This is a genomic window from Streptomyces sp. NPDC033845, from assembly GCF_055576225.1.
The window spans coordinates 1-15,878 of sequence record NZ_JBVIRI010000007.1 but is presented as its reverse complement, the minus strand read 5'-3'; the positions used below and the strand labels follow the sequence as shown (position 1 = coordinate 15,878).

The 15,878-nt window shown below is 72.7% G+C and carries 12 protein-coding genes, 2 tRNA genes and 1 pseudogene; 6 read left to right on the top strand and 9 right to left on the bottom strand.

The window, feature by feature from the left end; all coding sequences use genetic code 11:
• Position 1: 1 nt before the first annotated feature.
• On the top strand, positions 2 to 706 hold the full coding sequence (locus tag ACZ50K_RS16700) for a DUF5324 family protein (RefSeq protein ID WP_468903278.1): 705 nt from the start codon (positions 2 to 4) through the stop codon (positions 704 to 706).
• Positions 707 to 812: 106 nt separating this feature from the next.
• On the opposite strand, the gene ACZ50K_RS16695 is transcribed toward ACZ50K_RS16700, so the two are convergent.
• Positions 813 to 1,337 carry a LysM peptidoglycan-binding domain-containing protein gene (locus ACZ50K_RS16695; RefSeq protein ID WP_468903276.1) on the bottom strand — a complete coding sequence of 175 codons (525 nt, stop codon included), beginning with the start codon at positions 1,335 to 1,337 and terminating at the stop codon, positions 813 to 815.
• A 292-nt stretch (positions 1,338 to 1,629) separates the two neighbouring features.
• Between ACZ50K_RS16695 and ACZ50K_RS16690 the strand changes: the two are divergent.
• A pseudogene (locus tag ACZ50K_RS16690) lies at positions 1,630 to 2,868 on the top strand (MFS transporter); the annotation flags it as partial.
• 297 nt (positions 2,869 to 3,165) lie between these two features.
• A complete protein-coding gene (locus ACZ50K_RS16685) occupies positions 3,166 to 4,131 on the top strand; it encodes a transaldolase family protein (protein WP_468903274.1) in 966 nt (321 codons plus the stop codon).
• On the opposite strand, the gene ACZ50K_RS16680 is transcribed toward ACZ50K_RS16685, so the two are convergent.
• Complete coding sequence (locus ACZ50K_RS16680; protein WP_468903271.1) at positions 4,121 to 4,909, bottom strand: methyltransferase domain-containing protein; 789 nt, start codon at positions 4,907 to 4,909, stop codon at positions 4,121 to 4,123. The genes ACZ50K_RS16685 and ACZ50K_RS16680 overlap by 11 nt on opposite strands.
• A 284-nt stretch (positions 4,910 to 5,193) precedes the next feature.
• Between ACZ50K_RS16680 and ACZ50K_RS16675 the strand changes: the two genes are divergently transcribed.
• Complete coding sequence (locus ACZ50K_RS16675; protein WP_468903978.1) at positions 5,194 to 7,125, top strand: helix-turn-helix domain-containing protein; 1,932 nt, start codon at positions 5,194 to 5,196, stop codon at positions 7,123 to 7,125.
• On the opposite strand, the gene ACZ50K_RS16670 is transcribed toward ACZ50K_RS16675, so the two are convergent.
• A complete protein-coding gene (locus ACZ50K_RS16670) occupies positions 7,101 to 8,294 on the bottom strand; it encodes an IS701 family transposase (RefSeq protein WP_468903267.1) in 1,194 nt (397 codons plus the stop codon). The two genes, ACZ50K_RS16675 and ACZ50K_RS16670, sit on opposite strands and share 25 nt — an antisense overlap.
• Positions 8,295 to 8,517: 223 nt before the next feature.
• Positions 8,518 to 8,590: transfer RNA gene (locus ACZ50K_RS16665), tRNA-Ala, on the bottom strand.
• Between the two features lie 163 nt (positions 8,591 to 8,753).
• Between ACZ50K_RS16665 and ACZ50K_RS16660 the strand changes: the two genes are divergently transcribed.
• Both ACZ50K_RS16660 and ACZ50K_RS16655 read left to right on the top strand, forming a co-directional pair.
• Positions 8,754 to 9,302, top strand: coding sequence for a helix-turn-helix domain-containing protein (locus tag ACZ50K_RS16660; RefSeq protein WP_468903265.1), 549 nt, complete (start codon positions 8,754 to 8,756; stop codon positions 9,300 to 9,302).
• A 32-nt stretch (positions 9,303 to 9,334) separates the two neighbouring features.
• Complete coding sequence (locus tag ACZ50K_RS16655) at positions 9,335 to 10,648, top strand: serine/threonine-protein kinase (protein WP_468903263.1); 1,314 nt, start codon at positions 9,335 to 9,337, stop codon at positions 10,646 to 10,648.
• Here the strand turns inward: ACZ50K_RS16655 and ACZ50K_RS16650 are convergent.
• The 5 genes from ACZ50K_RS16650 to gyrA all read right to left on the bottom strand — a co-directional run bounded on the left by ACZ50K_RS16650 (position 10,645) and on the right by gyrA (position 15,740).
• On the bottom strand, positions 10,645 to 11,973 hold the full coding sequence (locus ACZ50K_RS16650; RefSeq protein ID WP_468903261.1) for a hypothetical protein: 1,329 nt from the start codon (positions 11,971 to 11,973) through the stop codon (positions 10,645 to 10,647). The two genes, ACZ50K_RS16655 and ACZ50K_RS16650, sit on opposite strands and share 4 nt — an antisense overlap.
• Before the next feature lie 132 nt (positions 11,974 to 12,105).
• Positions 12,106 to 12,240 carry a DLW-39 family protein gene (locus ACZ50K_RS16645; RefSeq protein WP_208809277.1) on the bottom strand — a complete coding sequence of 45 codons (135 nt, stop codon included), beginning with the start codon at positions 12,238 to 12,240 and terminating at the stop codon, positions 12,106 to 12,108.
• Between the two features lie 147 nt (positions 12,241 to 12,387).
• Positions 12,388 to 12,461: transfer RNA gene (locus tag ACZ50K_RS16640), tRNA-Ile, on the bottom strand.
• Positions 12,462 to 12,531: 70 nt separating this feature from the next.
• Entirely contained in the window at positions 12,532 to 13,146 is a 615-nt protein-coding gene (locus ACZ50K_RS16635) for a DUF3566 domain-containing protein (protein ID WP_468903259.1), read from the bottom strand.
• 8 nt (positions 13,147 to 13,154) lie between these two features.
• Positions 13,155 to 15,740: a DNA gyrase subunit A gene (gene gyrA / locus ACZ50K_RS16630; RefSeq protein ID WP_468903256.1), complete on the bottom strand. Its 2,586-nt coding sequence runs from the start codon at positions 15,738 to 15,740 to the stop codon at positions 13,155 to 13,157.
• Between the last annotated feature and the right edge of the window lie 138 nt (positions 15,741 to 15,878).

Genomic DNA, 15,878 nt, shown 5'->3' with positions numbered 1-15,878 from the left:
TGTGACCCGCAAGGACAGCGTGCGCGCAGCGGCCGAGAGTGCGAAGGACACCGTGCGTCACGCAGCCGACGTGGTGGCGCCGTACGCCGAGAACGCGAAGGAAGCGGCCGCTCACTACGCGCACGAGGCGAACGTGCGGCTGGCGCCCGCGGTCTCGGGCGCGGCCCACGAGGCGGCGCGGCAGGCCCGCAGCGCCTACGACTGCCATCTGCACCCGAGGCTGCGCCAGGCCCGCACCCATGTGCCGCCGAACGTCGACCGGGCGGCCGTGAAGGCGGTGCGCCAGACCCGTCTCGCGGCCCGGCACGCGGCCGACTACACGACCCCGAAGATCGAGTCGGCGATCGCCGCGGCGCAGCCGGTGGCCGAGGAGGCCGCGTCCCGTTCCACGGCGGCGTACGCGGCGCTGAGCGGCAAGGTCACCGCACAGGACGTGCACCGGCTGCTGCGCCGCCAGGAGCGGCGCGAGAAGTGCGGCCGGGCGCTGCGCGCGGTGGCGCTGGTCGGGCTGGTGGCCGGGGTCGGTTACGCGGCCTGGCGCTGGTGGGACCAGCAGTCCGACCCGGACTGGCTGGTGGAGCCGCCGGCCGCGACCGAGCTCTCGGCGCGGGACGGCGAGCCGGCCAACCTGGAGGACGAACTGCTGGCCAAGGAGGCCGAGGAGGCCGCCGGGGCGGCGGACGCCGACGCGGACGACAAGCGCTGACCGGTACGAACCGGTACTGAAGAGGCAGGCGGACCCGCGAGGGCCCGGAACCCGATCGGGTTCCGGGCCCTCGCCGCGTCCGTGCGGACGGGTGCGTTCGGTGCGGTCAGTGCGGGAGGGTGAGCACCTGTCCGGGGCGGATCAGGTCCGGGTTGGAGCCGATGACCCCGCGGTTCATGGCGTAGAGCTCGCGCCAGCGCCCCTCGTTGCCGAGCTCGCGCCGGGCGATGGCGGAGAGCGAGTCCCCGGAGCGGACGGTGTAGGTGCGCTTCTTCGCGGCGGGGGCCGGCTTGGGCGCGGACCGCTTGGCGGCGCCGGGGGCCGTGTGCGGCGCCGCGGCCGGCGGCCGGGCGGCGTCGGGCACCGGGGTGTGCCGGGGCGGGGCGGAGCGCTTCGCCGCCTCCGGGGGCGTGTGGGTGGCGGGCTGGACCGGCGCGGGCCTGGGCGGTGCGGGTGCCGGGGCGGCGGCTCGGGCCCGGGCGGCCATCCGCTCGGCGGCCATCCTGGTCGCCGAGGCCGCGTCCTGGGCCTGCTGTTCGGCCTGTCCGGCCGGTTTGGCGGGGGTGCCCGGTTCGGCGGCGGGCTCCCGTGCCTTGTCCTTGTCGTGCTTGAGGAAGTCGAAGATTCCCATGCTGGTACGCCTCCGGCGTGCTCGTCCCCCCGGCCTTGTGCCTCTTCCCACTGTCCGCCACGGTCCGCCGGACGGCCGGGTGACTGGACCGTCCGGGGGACGGACGCGGGGGCGCGGGCGGTACGGCGGACGGGCGCGGGCGGTGCGGCGGAAGGGCGCGGGCGGTGCGGCGGGCAGGTGGGGGCGGTGCGGCGGGCAGGGCCTACTGGCGGGCCCGGCGGGCGCCCCGGGGGCTCTCCGAGGGGGTCTCCAGATCGCCCCGCACCAGCAGGTTCAGCCCGCGCAGCAGGGCCTCGCGGTGGGCAGCCTGCTGCTGCTCGCCGGACGGCTCGGGGACCTGATCGGCCGCAAGCGGATGTTCCTGGCCGGGACCGCGGTGTTCACGGGTGCCTCGCTGCTGGCCGGATTCGCCGCCTCCCCGGGCCTGCTGATCGCCGCCCGGTTCCTCCAGGGCCTGGGTTCGGCGATGGCCGCGGCGGTGAGCCTGGGGATCCTGGTCACCCTGTTCGGCGAGGGCCGTGAGCGGTCCCGGGCCATCGCGGTGTTCTCCTTCACCGGGGCGGCCGGCGCCTCGCTGGGCCAGGTGCTGGGCGGGGTGCTGACCGATGTGCTGGACTGGCACTGGATCTTCTTCATCAATCTGCCCATCGGGCTGGCCGCGCTGGCCCTGGCCGTGCCCGCACTGCCCGGGGACCGCGGGCTGGGACTGCGCGCCGGTGCCGATGTGCTCGGCGCCGTGCTGGTCACGGCCGGGCTGATGGTGGGCATCTACACCGTGGTGAAGGTGGAGCAGTACGGCTGGTCCTCCGCCCACACCCTGGGCCTGGGCATCCTCTCGGTGGCCCTGCTGACCGGGTTCACGGTCCGCCAGGCCCGGGCGGCCACTCCGCTGATGCCGCTGCGGATCTTCCGTTCGGCCGCGGTGGCCGGTGCCAACCTGGTCCAGATGCTGATGGTGGCCGCCCTCTTCGCCTTCCAGGTGCTGGTGGCCCTCTACCTCCAGAAGGTGCTCGGCTACAGCGCGGCCGCCACCGGTCTGGCGATGCTGCCCGCGGCCCTGGTGATCGGCGCGGTCTCGCTGGGCGCCTCGACCCGGCTGGCCGCCCGGTTCGGCGAGCGCGCGGTGCTGCTGACGGGGCTGGGCCTGCTGGTACTGGGGCTGGGATGGCTGACCCGGCTGCCCGTGGAGGCCCAGTACCTGCGGGACCTGCTGCCGGTGATGCTGCTGGCCTCCGGCTTCGGACTGGCCCTGCCGGCCCTGACCTCCCTGGGCATGTCCGGGGCCGGCGCCGAGGACGCGGGACTGGCCTCGGGTCTGTTCAACACCACCCAGCAGATCGGTATGGCCCTGGGAGTGGCGGTGCTCTCCACCCTGGCGGCCGCCCGCTCGGAGTCACTGGCCGAGGCCGGCCGCTCCTCGGCCCGGGCACTGACCGAGGGCTACCACCTGGCCTTCGGGGTGGGCGCGGCCCTGCTGCTGGTGGCCATGGCGGTGGCAGCCGTCACCCTGCGGGCCCCGCGGCGGGGCTGAGTCACCGGACCGGTGGCCCCGGTCGGCCGGAGCGACCGCCGATGTTTCACGTGAAACGCGAGAGCGAACGTGAAGCCCCGGCGGTCGCCGCCATTCCGTTTGAACCGAGGAATCCAGCCACTCCTGGCCCCCACCTGCCGGGTTCTTTTTTCGGAATGCAATCCCAAATACCCCGCTCCAGCAGGGCCCCAACCCCTTCCGCCCCACCCTTCACATTGCAGAAGCGATCACCGCCAACCTGACAAGGAGGGCCGGAGAAAAGCGCGCCATCCGGGCGAACAGCCCTACGCTCGCCCCATGATGAGCCGACCCGCCATGGCGCTGCTGAAGCAGCTGGCGGCAGAGGGAGTTTCGCCCTGGCTGGCAGCGGGCGAGGCGGACCTCCTGCCCCGCACCCCGCAGCAACCCGCCCACACCGCGCTGCTGCACGGCGCGGTGGCCTCCGACGGCGATCCGGGCACCGCCCGGCGCGTCTGCGACGCCCTCTGGGAGACCTATGTCTCCAGCGAGGGTCGGCACGGCCGGATCTCCGTACCGGTGGACCCGCGGGTCGCCCATGACACCCAGGCCCTGGTGGACGCGGCCCGCGCCGTCCACAGCGCGGTGGGCCGCCCCAATCTGCTGGTGCGGATTCCGGCCACCCGGGCCGGGCTGGCGGCCCTGGAGGACTGCGTGGCCCTGGGCATCGGGGTCGACGCCGACCTGGTCTTCTCCCCCGCCCGCTACGAACGGGTGCTCAGCTCCTACCTCACCGGTCTGGAGCGGGCCATGACCGCGGGCCGCAATCTGGCGACCATCACCGGCACCGCCTCGGTACCGGTCGGGACCCTGGACACCGCGGTCAACGACCGGCTCGCGGCCCTGCCCGCCGAAGGACCCGCCGCGCTGGCCCGGAACACCGCCGCCGTGGCCGTGGCCCGGCAGATCTACCGGCTCCGCGAGGAACGCCTGGGCGGGGAGTGGTGGCGGGTGCTCCGGGCGGCCGGTGCGCTGCCCCCGGGTCTGCTGTGGACCGCCCTGTCCCCCCGCCATGTGAGCGCCCTGGTCGGCACCAACACCGGTCAGGCCGCCTCGCTGGAGGTACTGGAGAGCGCCGCGGACCGCGGGGACCTGTCCGGGGACACCCTGCTCAACGCCCACCCGGAGGGCCGGCTGGCCCTGGAGCACCTCGAAGGGCTGGGCGTCCGGATCTCCGAGGTCGCCGACTCGCTGGAGACGGCGGAACTCCACCGCCTCCAGCACTCCTGGTTCCTCAGCCCCTGAGCGAGACCCCGCCGCCGGGGCCCACCGGCCCACCGGAGCCCGCCGGCCCCGCCGGGAGGATCTCCACGAGCAGGTGCTCGACCTCCTCCTCCCCGTAGTCCCGCTCCCGGACCCGCCGGCTGTGCACCACCCGCAGTTCCCGCCCGCAGTCGGCGGCCAGCGCGTTCAGGGCCGGCACGTCCCCCCGGTCGCTGAAGTGCAGCAGCGCCGAGCCGCCCGGGGCCAGCCAGCGCGGCGCCTGGTCCAGATAGCGCCGGTGGCAGCGGTAGCCGGAGTCCACGTAGGCCCGCTCGTGCACCGACTGGTAGGTGTAGTCGTCGGGCGCCCGGACGTAGTTGGAGCTCCAGAAGACGGTGTCGAAGCGGTCCCCCTCGGTCAGACCGGAGAACAGATCGCTGTGCACCGTCCGCATCCGGTCCTGTACTCCGTGCCGTTCGGCGTTCACCGCGGCGTTCTCCACCGCCCGAGGACTGATATCGGAGGCCACCACCTGACCAGATCCAGCCAATGCCGCGAGGACCGCGATCACCCCGGTCCCACAGCCCACTTCGAGGAAGGAGCCGCCCGGCGCCACCCTTCCCGGCCCCGGCCCGGCGGTCGGGCCCAGTCCGAGGAATTCGGCCGCCATCACCGTTGAAGGTGAGAACACCGGCGCGAACACGTCGTCCAGCAGGTCCCATTCCAGCCCACACAGGGAGAATACGGCCGGCCGGTCCGCTCTTTCGCGGGACATCCGGCTGCGGCGCAGCGAGCTTTCGAAACTGCGGACCTGCGTCATCCGACCCCCGTGGCTGAATGTGATGCGGCGACCGGTGCCGGTGCCACGCCCAGAGTGATCGCCGCGGGGTGCCACATGAAGGTGGCCAGACAACCGGATCGACTCCTGCAAGTGGTGCCCCAGCCACACTGCGTCGCTCTGACCTGGCACTCTGGACTCAAGTAATTGTTGACCGGGCCCTGTTGACCGCACTACGTTCCACCGGGGCAGGCAGCACAGCGGGGCGTCTAGGGGGGACGATTGTGATGTCGGAGAGCCAAAGGTCACATACAGACGTGTCGGCGATGCTGGAGCTGCTGGCACGCGAGGCACCGGCCGAGGACTTCGAGCATCTGGTGTACACCGCCCGCGCCGCCGGGGCGGACGAGGCGGACCTGGCCCGCCTGACCCGGGCCAAGGACCTCTCCCTCGGCATCCGCGGCCTGTTCGCCCGCCGCCAGCAGCGCGAGGCCGGACTCAGCGCACTCGTCGACACCGCACGGGACCTGACCCACCCGTACAACCTCGACACCCTGCTGAAGGTGATCACCCGTCGGGCCCGGCTGCTGCTCGGTCTGGACATGTCCTGGGTGACCTTCCACGACTTCCCGGCCCACCAGTCCATCGTGCGGGCCGCCGACGGCCACACCTCCGCCATCACCGTGGGCTTCGCCGTCCCCATGACCGGCGGCGTCGGCCGGCAGGCCCGCCAGCGGTCCGCGCCGTTCTGGTCGGCGGACTACCTGCGCGACGACAGCTTCGTCCACTCCGACGTCATCGACAACGTGGTCCGGGCCGAGGGCCTGCACTCCATCATGGCGGTGCCGCTGCGGGCCGAGCAGACCGACCTCGGCAACCTGTACGTGGCCGGCCGCCGGATCCGGCACTTCGACCCCGACGAGCTCTCCCTGATGAGCTCGCTGGCCGACCTCGCCGCCGTGGCCATCGAGAAGGCCCGGCTGCTGGACCGGGTCCGCGACGAGGTCGCCGGTCTGGAACTCGACACCTCCCGGGCCAGGAACTCCTCGGCCGCCGCCCACCGGCTCCGCACCACCCACAGCCGGCTGATCGAACTGGTCCTGGAGGGCGGCGGACTGCACACCCTGGCCGCCGAGGCCGCCCCGCTGCTCGACGGCACCCTGATCATCCGCGACCACGCCGGCCGCACCCTGGACACCACCGGCGACCTGCCCGCCCTGGACGAGGACGCGATCCGCGCCGCCGTCCTGGACGCCCACACCGAACGCCGCCCGGTCCAGGCCTCCGGCGGCCTCTGGGTGGCCCCCGCGCTGGCCGGGCAGGAAATCCTCGGAACCCTGCTGCTGGCCCGCCCGCCGGCCGCGGCACCGGCCGAGGAGCCCTCCGAGGGCGAACAGGACCAGCAGCTCCAGCTGTTCGGCCTGGTCGCCCAGTCCGCCGCCCTGGTGCTGCTGATGCAGCGCAGCGCCGCCGCCGCCGAGGGCCAGGTCCGCGACGAGCTCTTCAACGACCTCCTCAAGGAGGACCAGCTGCCGGCGGCCAAGCTCGCCGAACGCGCCCGCCGCCTGGGCGTCAACCTCGACCGCCCGCACGTGGTCGTGGTGGCCCGCCCCGAGGGCGGCTCCCTGGGCCGGGCCGTCATATGGGCCTCCTCATACGCCCACCAGCACTCCGGGCTCAAGAGCGTGGACGGCGGCTCCATCATCCTGATGATGCCCGGGACCGACCCCTCCGCCGCCGGCAAGGCCGTGGCCCAGGAGCTCTCGACGGCCCTGAACCACCCCGTCACCGTGGGCACCGCGGGCCCGGTCACCGAACTGTCCGCGATCAGCCGCACCTACCAGGAGGCCCGCTGCTGCCTGGACGCACTGACCGCCCTCGGCGGCCGCGGCGGCACCGCCTCCCCCCGCGAACTGGGCTTCCTGGGACTGCTGCTGTCGGACACCCCGAACACCGGCGAGTTCATCGCCAACACCATCGGCCCGGTCCTGGACTACGACACCCAGCAGCGCACCGACCTGGCCCGCACCCTGGAGGCGTACTTCGCCTCGGCCTGCAGCCCCACCCGGGCCGCCGAAAGCCTCCATGTGCACCCCAACACGGTCTCCCGGCGGCTGGAGCGCATCACCGAACTCCTCGGCCCCGAATGGCTGGAGCCCGCCCAGTCCCTGGAGGTCCAGCTGGCCCTCCAGATGCAGCGCACCCGGCGCGCACTGGTCCGCGGCCGACGCGATCAGGCCGGACGCGCCTCCGGCTGAACCGGCCCCGCCACCGCGTCCCCGGCCAGCGCGTACACCGTGTGAGCCACCGAGGCCAGCGTGGTGTGCCGGTGCCAGCCCTCGTAGGACCGGCCCTCGAAGTCGACCATCCCCACCCGGGTGGAGACCTCGGCGAAGTCCAGGGCCACCCGCTGGGTCAGCTTGGTCAGACGCAGCAGCGCCCCCCACGGCACGGTGGCCATGTCGGTGATCCAGCAGCGGTCCGGCCGCACTCCGGGCCCGCTCCACTCGCCCAGCAGCAGCTGCTGCCGGCGCACCCCGGGCAGCCGTACCGGCACCGCCGCCACCAGACTGGTCCGCACCCCCATGCCCACCGGATCCGTCCAGGTCACCGGCCGGCGCAGGGTGCTCAGCATGCGCAGCAGCTGGTCCGCGGTGACCTCCCGGCTGTCATGGCCGGGCAGCACCGCCCCGCCGGGGGCCGAGCGGCCCGGCCCGAGCAGCGCCGAAGCCGCCGGCAGCACCCGCGCGGAGCCCCGCACCGAGGCCAGGAACGGCAGTCCGGCCGCCTGGAACCGGCCCACCAGCACCGCCGGATCGTCCTCCGGCAGGTCCAGCACCACCGGCCGCGGCGCTCCGCCGACCCAGCCCTGCGCCTCCAGGGCGGCCCCCACCACGCACTCCGGCGGGGTGGCCGCGGCACCGGCCGCCGAGGCCTCCTCCCGCTCCTCTCCGGAGAGCATCAGCCGCCAGTTCACCGGCGCGCTCAACCCGTCGGCCGCCGCCCAGATCCCGAACACCTGCTGGCTGTTGACCACCTGCCCCAGGCTCGGCACGAACCGCCGCCGGACCCCCACCGTGTGCTGGCCCGCCTTGGGGATCACCACCGGATGGGCCACCCAGGCCCGGGGCCGCAGCGACCGGTCCAGCCGCCGCGCGAGCGCCCCGCGGACCAGGTTCCAGTCCCAGGTGGAGGAGGAGATGAAGTGGTGCAGGCTCTGCTCGGCCGCCCGGTCCCCGACACAGGCGGCGATGTTGCGGATCGACTTGCGGCCGCCGGCCGACAGCAGCCCCCGGACGTACAGCTCGCCCTTGCGGCGCTGGTCGCTGCGCGGCAGCCCGGCGAACAGCTCCTCGCAGAGCACCGCCACCGCGGCCTCCGGCACCGGGCAACCGATCCGGTCCTCCTGAACGAGACGCATCCCCATCTCTCTCCCCCATCCGACAGCGACCCGCCGCTTCCGGCAGGACCCCCACGGTGCGCCCCGGCCCGAGGTGTTGCCCAGGTGCGCCCGCCACACACCTGGGGCCGGGCGATGCGTCCCCGGTCATCACCGGCACCCGCCGCCACCGGCCCGCCCGAACCGTCCCGGGGAATGCGAAAAGCCCCTCCGACCTGCGCGGACGCGGGTCGGAGGGGCTGGTCGGAAGTGGAGCCTAGGGGAGTCGAACCCCTGACATCTGCCATGCAAAGACAGCGCTCTACCAACTGAGCTAAGGCCCCGTACAAAACGGATGGTACCGGCACTCACAAGGGTGCCGCCCCGTCCGCTGACCAGAGTACCGGGTTTACCCCCTGATCCCGCAAAATGATAGGGACTCCCGTCCCGCGACCACGCTCCGTAAGATGCTCGCGAGGTTCGCACCAGCGAAGGGGAGTAGTAAGAGTGGACGCAGTACAGCAAGAGGCCACTGCCAGAGCCAGAGAGCTTCAGCGCAGTTGGTACGGGGAGCCCCTCGGGGCGCTCTTCCGCCGGCTCATAGATGATCTCGGCCTGAACCAGGCACGCCTCGCCGCCGTCCTGGGCCTGTCCGCGCCCATGCTCTCCCAGCTGATGAGCGGCCAGCGCGCCAAGATCGGCAACCCGGCCGTGGTCCAGCGGGTGCAGGCGCTCCAGGACCTGGCCGGCCAGGTCGCCGCGGGCAGCGTCAGCGCCGCGGAGGCCACCGACCGGATGGACGAGATCAAGAAGACCCAGGGGGGTTCGGTCCTGAGCAACAGCGGTCAGACTCCGGCCGGTTCGGGCGCGCCCACCGTCAAGCGGGTGGTCCGGGAGATCCAGTCGCTGCTGCGCTCGGTCTCCGCGGCCGGCGACATCATCGACGCGGCGGACACCCTCGCCCCCAGCCATCCGGAACTGGCAGAGTTCCTCCGGGTGTACGGAGCGGGTCGGACCGCCGACGCGGTCGCCCACTACGAGGCCCACCAGAACTGACGACGCCGGGACACGGGGGACGGGCGCAGCGGATGGGTGAGATCTTCGCCGGTCGGTACGAACTGATCGATCCGATCGGACAGGGCGGGGCCGGATCCGTCTGGCGCGCCTGGGACCACCGGCGCGCCCGATACGTGGCGGCGAAGGTGCTCCGCCAGAGCGACGCCCACACCCTGCTGCGCTTCGTACGGGAACAGGCCCTGCGCATCGACCATCCGCACGTGCTGGCACCGGCCAGCTGGGCGGCGGACGACGACAAGGTCCTGTTCACCATGGATCTGGTGGGCGGCGGCTCGCTGGCCCACCTGATCGGCGACTACGGCCCGCTGCCGCCCCGGTTCGTCTGCGTACTGCTCGACCAGCTCCTGTCGGGGCTGGCGGCGGTGCACGCGGAGGGCGTGGTCCACCGCGACATCAAACCCGCCAACATCCTTCTGGACAGCACCGGTTCGGGGCGGCCGCGGCTGCGGCTGTCCGACTTCGGCATCTCGATGCGCAAGGGCGAGCCCCGGCTGACCGAGACCGACTACGTGGTGGGCACACCGGGTTACTTCGCCCCCGAGCAACTCATCGGCGCCGAGCCCGACTTCCCGGCCGATCTGTTCGCGGTCGGCCTGGTCGCCCTGTACCTCCTACAGGGCCGCAAACCCGATTCCCGGTCCCTGGTGGCCGAGTTCACCGCCCGGGGCACCCCCGACGCACCCCAGGGGCTCCCGGGGCCGCTGTGGCAGGTGGTGGCCACCCTGCTGCAACCCGACCCGGAGGCACGGTTCCGGACCGCCACCGGGGCCCGCAAGGCCCTCGCGGAGGCCGTGGAGCTGCTGCCCGAGCGGCCGCCGGGCGGTGCCGAGGACACCGAGCCGGTGGTGGTCCTCGACCAGCTCGGCCCGCTGCCCGACGGATTCACCCCGCAGGGCCCCACCCGTCCCCGCCCCGCGGCCCCGCGGCATACGACCGCCCCGCCGACGGCCGCGTACCCGGCCGCGCCCCCGGTGCCGCCGCAGGGTCCCGGGCAATCCAGGGGGTCGGCCGGCACGGCCGGTTCGCTGGCCGCCGAGCCCACCCGGACCTCGGCCGGCCCGCCCCCGCCGGGCCCGGGTCCGGGGTTCGGAGCGGCCCCGGCGCCGTACACGTCCCCTGCCGCGCCCGCGGCCCCGGCGCCGTACGCGTCCCCGGCGCCGTACGCGTCCTCGGAGACCGGAAGCTTCCGGCTGGCCCCGCCGCTGGCCGCCCCGACGGCCCCGCGCCCCGGCCGCCGGGGGCCCTCTGGGCGGGCCCGGCTGCTGCTGCTCGGCTCCGCGCTGGCCTGCTACGCGGTGGGCGTCTGGGCCCTCGTCCGGCGCTAGGAACCCGCGCCCGCGCCGCCCCGGCGGCCCAGCAGGGTCCAGCCGCCCAGGACGAGCAGCAGCAGGGTGCCGGTGCCGAACCCGGCCGCGGCCACCGCCGCCATCCGCGAGCGGCTGTCCGCCGCCCCGGCGGCCTCCGGCGCCGTCAGTCCGTCCCGGGCGGCGGCCCGGTCCGCTTCGCCCACCCCGTACCAGGGGGCCGCCGGGTCCTTCGCGTAGCCGGGTCCGGCGGTGGCCGTCCCGGTGATCCTGACCCGCATGGTCAGGTCCAGCGGCACGTCCTCGGCGGTGAAATCGCCCACCTTCCGGTCCACGGTCACCGCCAGGTAGTACCAGCCGGCCAGCCGTACCGGCCGCACCTCGGAGGACGGGGCGAACCGGTTGGCGTACCCCACCGGGACCGTCGGCCCGAGGTCCGCCTTGGTCTGCTTCCCGTCGTAGGAGGCCCGTTCCTCGGCCACCGCCATCCGCGCCGGGTTGTACAGCTGGGTGACCAGTCCGTCGCCCGCGTACCCGGAGTCCTGGGTGAGCCGGCCGCCGGTCAGTTCGGTGCTGATGCTGAGCTGCTGCCCCCAGTCCACCGGCACCCGGTAGAACCGCGTCTGCCCGGGCCGCACGCTGTCGCCCCACACTCCGCCGTCCAGCGCCCGGGCGTCGTTGAAGCCGGTGCCGCCGGCCCGCTCCGCCCGGGTGCCGGAGGGCGGCACCACCGGGGCCGAGGGCCAGGCGCTGGGGGCTTCCTGCGGGGCGTCGCTGCCGGCCAGTTCCGGTTCCCGCAGCACCAGCAGCTCCACCGGCCAGTCCGCCCGGTCGGAGTCCTTGTCGCTGGTGCGGGTGAGCTTGACGTAGTAGGGGCCGGCCTCCTGGCAGTCGCCGTCCTCCTCCATCCGGCGCACCGCGGCGTCGGCGAGCGGCCGGGCCTGTCCGGAGCCGAAGCGGGCGGGTTCCGGGCTGGTGCAGGCCTTCCCGGCCCGGTCGAACAGGGAGATCTCGATGCCGTCCCCGTAGTCGGCCGCGCCCTGCGGGTCGGGCCGGGCGACGGCGGTGACGTACACGCTGGAGGAGGCGTCGAGCCGCACCTGGTAGAAGAGGTCGCGGCCGGCCGGGAGGGTGTCCTGGTAGAAGCGGCCGAACTCCAGCTCGGGGCCCAGCACCTGGCTGGCGCCGCCCTCGACGGGCTCGCTGCCGGCCCCGGTGCGGTAGGGGGCGTCCGCCGCCGGTGGCCCGGCGGCCGCGGGCGAGGCCCCGGCCGGGCCGGTCGCGCACATCACGCAGAGGACCGCCGCCCCGGCCGCCGCCAGCCCCGTACGAAACCGAGCCACCACACCCCACCCCTGCCGAATTTGCCGACGCAATGCGATTGTTAGCGAAGCGGAACTACCCGGTCCCGGCGCCCCGGAACAGCACGAAGCCCCGGGCGCAGCGGCGTCCGGGGCTTCGCGTCACAACCGTGGGTCTCACACACCGGAACCGGACGGCACGGAGTCGGTCGCCTCCGTCCACAGGTCCTGCTCGGCGCGGTCCGCCTGGATCTGGCGGTACACGAGGAGCCCGCCGATGGCGGCCAGTGCGACCAGGAGCAGCTTCTTCACCGCGCGACCTCGTCTTTCGTTGACGTAGGGGACTTCTGGCGCCCAACAATACACACCGACCGATACCGATCGGTGACCTGGATCCGCCCCGCGAACCCCCTGAACGCGGAAGACCCCGACCGTTCCCGGTCGGGGTCTTCCACACTGTGGGGCTAACAGGATTTGAACCTGTGGCCTCATCCTTATCAGGGATGCGCTCTAACCAACTGAGCTATAGCCCCTCCGCGCTGCGCGCTGACTTCTGAAGGTTAGCGCACAGACCCGGGAGTTCCCAAATCGCTGGTCAGGGCCCTACTCGTCCTCGGCGAGGGTGAGCTCCACACCGCCCACGAAGCCCGCGGACAGGTTGTAGATGAAGGCGCCCAGGGTGGCCAGCGCGGTCATCAGGACCACGTCGATCACCGCGATCACCGAGGTGAACACCAGCACCCGGGGCAGCGACAGGAACGACTGCAGGTCGAAGCCGTTGCTCTCGTTGGACCCGGTCGCCTCGCTGATGGTGCCGCCGACGGTCGAGAAGACGCCCATGGCGTCCATGACCATCCACAGCACCACCGCGGCCACGATGGTGCAGATGCCCAGCGCGATCGACAGCAGGAAGCTGACCTTCATCACGGACCAGGGGTCCGCCTTGGCGACCCGCAGCCGCGCCTTGCGGGTGCGGGGCGTCGTACGGGCCCCCGTGCGGGGCTTGCGCAGCCCCGCCGGGCCGCCCTGGCCGGGCTGCTCGCCGCGCTGCGCTCCCGGCCCCCCGTACGGCTGCTGCTGCGGCTGGTACGGCTGCTGCTGGGGCTGGGCCTGCGGCCCTCGGGTGTCCGTCACGGTTCCCCCCTGGGAGTCCGCGGCAGGGCCACGGCCACCGTTCGCTCCAGTAGTGGCCGGTCCGGTGCCCGTGGCTCCACTCACGCTTACTCCTACTGCTCCCCGGCCGGGGACTGCTCGTCCCCGGCGGCCTCGGTGGCCTGACCCTCGGCCGGCTCGGACTCGTCGCCCTCGTCGACCTCCTGACCGGCCTCGGCGTTGCGCGCGATGCCGACGACGGCGTCCCGCTTGCCCAGGTTGATCAGCTGGACGCCCATGGTGTCACGGCCGGTCTCCCTGACTTCATTGACGCGCGTGCGAATCACACCGCCGCCGAGGGTAATTGCCAGGATTTCGTCTGATTCGTCCACCACGAGTGCTCCCACGAGCGACCCGCGGTCCTCCACGATCTTGGCGGCCTTGATGCCCAGACCACCACGACCCTGGACCCGGTACTCGTCCACCGGGGTCCGCTTGGCGTAACCGCCGTCGGTCGCCGTGAAGACGAAGGTACCCGGCCGGACCACGCTCATGGAGAGCAGTTCGTCGCCCTCGCGGAAACTCATGCCCTTCACGCCCGAGGTCGCACGGCCCATCGGGCGCAGCGCGTCGTCGGTGGCGGTGAAGCGGATCGACTGCGCCTTCTTGCTGATCAGCAGCAGGTCGTCCTCGGCGGACACCAGCTCGGCGCCGATCAGCTCGTCGTCGCCGCCGTCCTCGGTCTCCCGGAGGTTGATGGCGATGACCCCGCCCGAGCGGGGCGAGTCGTAGTCCTTCAGCGCCGTCTTCTTCACCAGGCCGCCCTTGGTGGCCAGGATCAGGTAGGGCGCGGCGTCGTAGTCGCGGATCGCCAGGATCTGGGCGATCTTCTCGTCCGGCTGGAAGGCCAGCAGGTTCGCCACGTGCTGGCCGCGGGCGTCCCGGCCGGCGTCCGGCAGCTCGTACGCCTTGGACCGGTAGACCCGGCCCTTGTTCGTGAAGAACAGCAGCCAGTGGTGGGTGGTGGACACGAAGAAGTGGTCGACCAGGTCGTCCTGCTTCAGCTTGGTGCCCCGGACGCCCTTGCCGCCGCGCTTCTGCGACCGGTAGTCCTCGGTCTTGGTCCGCTTGACGTACCCGCCGTGGGTGATGGTGACGACGATGTCCTCTTCGGCGATCAGGTCCTCGATGGACATGTCCCCGTCGAAGGGCACCAGCTTGGAACGCCGGTCGTCGCCGAACTTGTCGACGATCGCAGCCAGTTCCTCGCTGACGATGGAGCGCTGCTTCTCCGGCGAGGCCAGGATCGCGTTGTACTCGTCGATCTTCGCCTGGAGCTCGTCGTGCTCGGCGACGATCTTCTGCCGCTCCAGCGCCGCCAGCCGGCGCAGCTGCATCTCCAGGATCGCGTTCGCCTGGATCTCGTCGATCTCCAGCAGGCCCATCAGGCCCTCGCGCGCGATCTCCACGGTGTTGCTGCGCCGGATCAGCGCGATGACCTCGTCGATGGCGTCCAGGGCCTTGAGCAGACCGCGCAGGATGTGCGCCCGCTCCTCGGCCTTGCGCAGCCGGAACTTCGTCCGCCGGACGATGACCTCGATCTGGTGCTGCACCCAGTGCCGGATGAACGCGTCGATCGACAGGGTCCGCGGCACCCCGTCCACCAGCGCCAGCATGTTGGCGCCGAAGTTGGTCTGGAGGTCGGTGTGCTTGTACAGGTTGTTCAGCACGACCTTGGCGACCGCGTCGCGCTTGAGCACGATCACCAGGCGCTGGCCGGTCCGCGAGGAGGTCTCGTCGCGGACGTCGGCGATCCCGCCGATCTTGCCGTCCTTCACCAGGTCGGCGATCTTCTGCGCGAGGTTGTCCGGGTTGGTCTGGTACGGAAGCTCCGTGACCACCAGGCACTGGCGGTTCTGGATCTCCTCGACCGCCACCACGGCCCGCATGGTGATCGAGCCGCGGCCGGTCCGGTACGCCTCCTCGATGCCCTTGCGGCCCACCACCAGCGCGCCGGTCGGGAAGTCCGGGCCCTTGATCCGCTCGATGAGCGCGTCCAGCAGCTCCTCGTGCGAGGCCTCCGGGTTGGCCAGGTACCACTGCGCGCCCTCGGCGACCTCGCGGAGGTTGTGCGGCGGGATGTTGGTGGCCATGCCGACGGCGATGCCGGCGCTGCCGTTGACCAGCAGGTTCGGGAACCGGGCCGGCAGGACCGTCGGCTCCTGGTTGCGGCCGTCGTAGTTGTCCTGGAAGTCGACGGTCTCCTCGTCGATGTCCCGGACCATCTCCATGGCCAGCGGCATCAGCTTGCACTCGGTGTACCGCATGGCGGCCGCCGGGTCGTTGCCGGGGGAGCCGAAGTTGCCGTTGGAGTCCACCAGCGGCAGCCGCATCGACCAGTGCTGGGCCAGTCGCACCAGCGCGTCGTAGATCGAGGAGTCGCCGTGCGGGTGGTAGGTGCCCATGACGTCGCCGACGACGCGGGCGCACTTGTAGAAGCCCTTCTCGGGCCGGTACCCGCCGTCGTACATCGCGTACAGCACACGGCGGTGCACCGGCTTGAGGCCGTCGCGGACATCGGGCAGCGCGCGGGACACGATGACGGACATCGCGTAGTCCAGGTAGGAGCGCTGCATCTCCGTTTCGAGCCCGACCGGCTCGATGCGGTGCTGCGGCTCTTCCCCGGTGACTTCGGTGGTGGGAGTGTTTTCGTCGGCCATTGCTGGTCTTCAGATCCTTTCAGGCGGTCAGCGACGGACCGACTCAGATGTCGAGGAAGCGGACGTCCTTGGCGTTGCGCTGGATGAAGGAGCGCCGGGCCTCGACGTCCTCGCCCATCAGCACCGAGAACAGGTCGT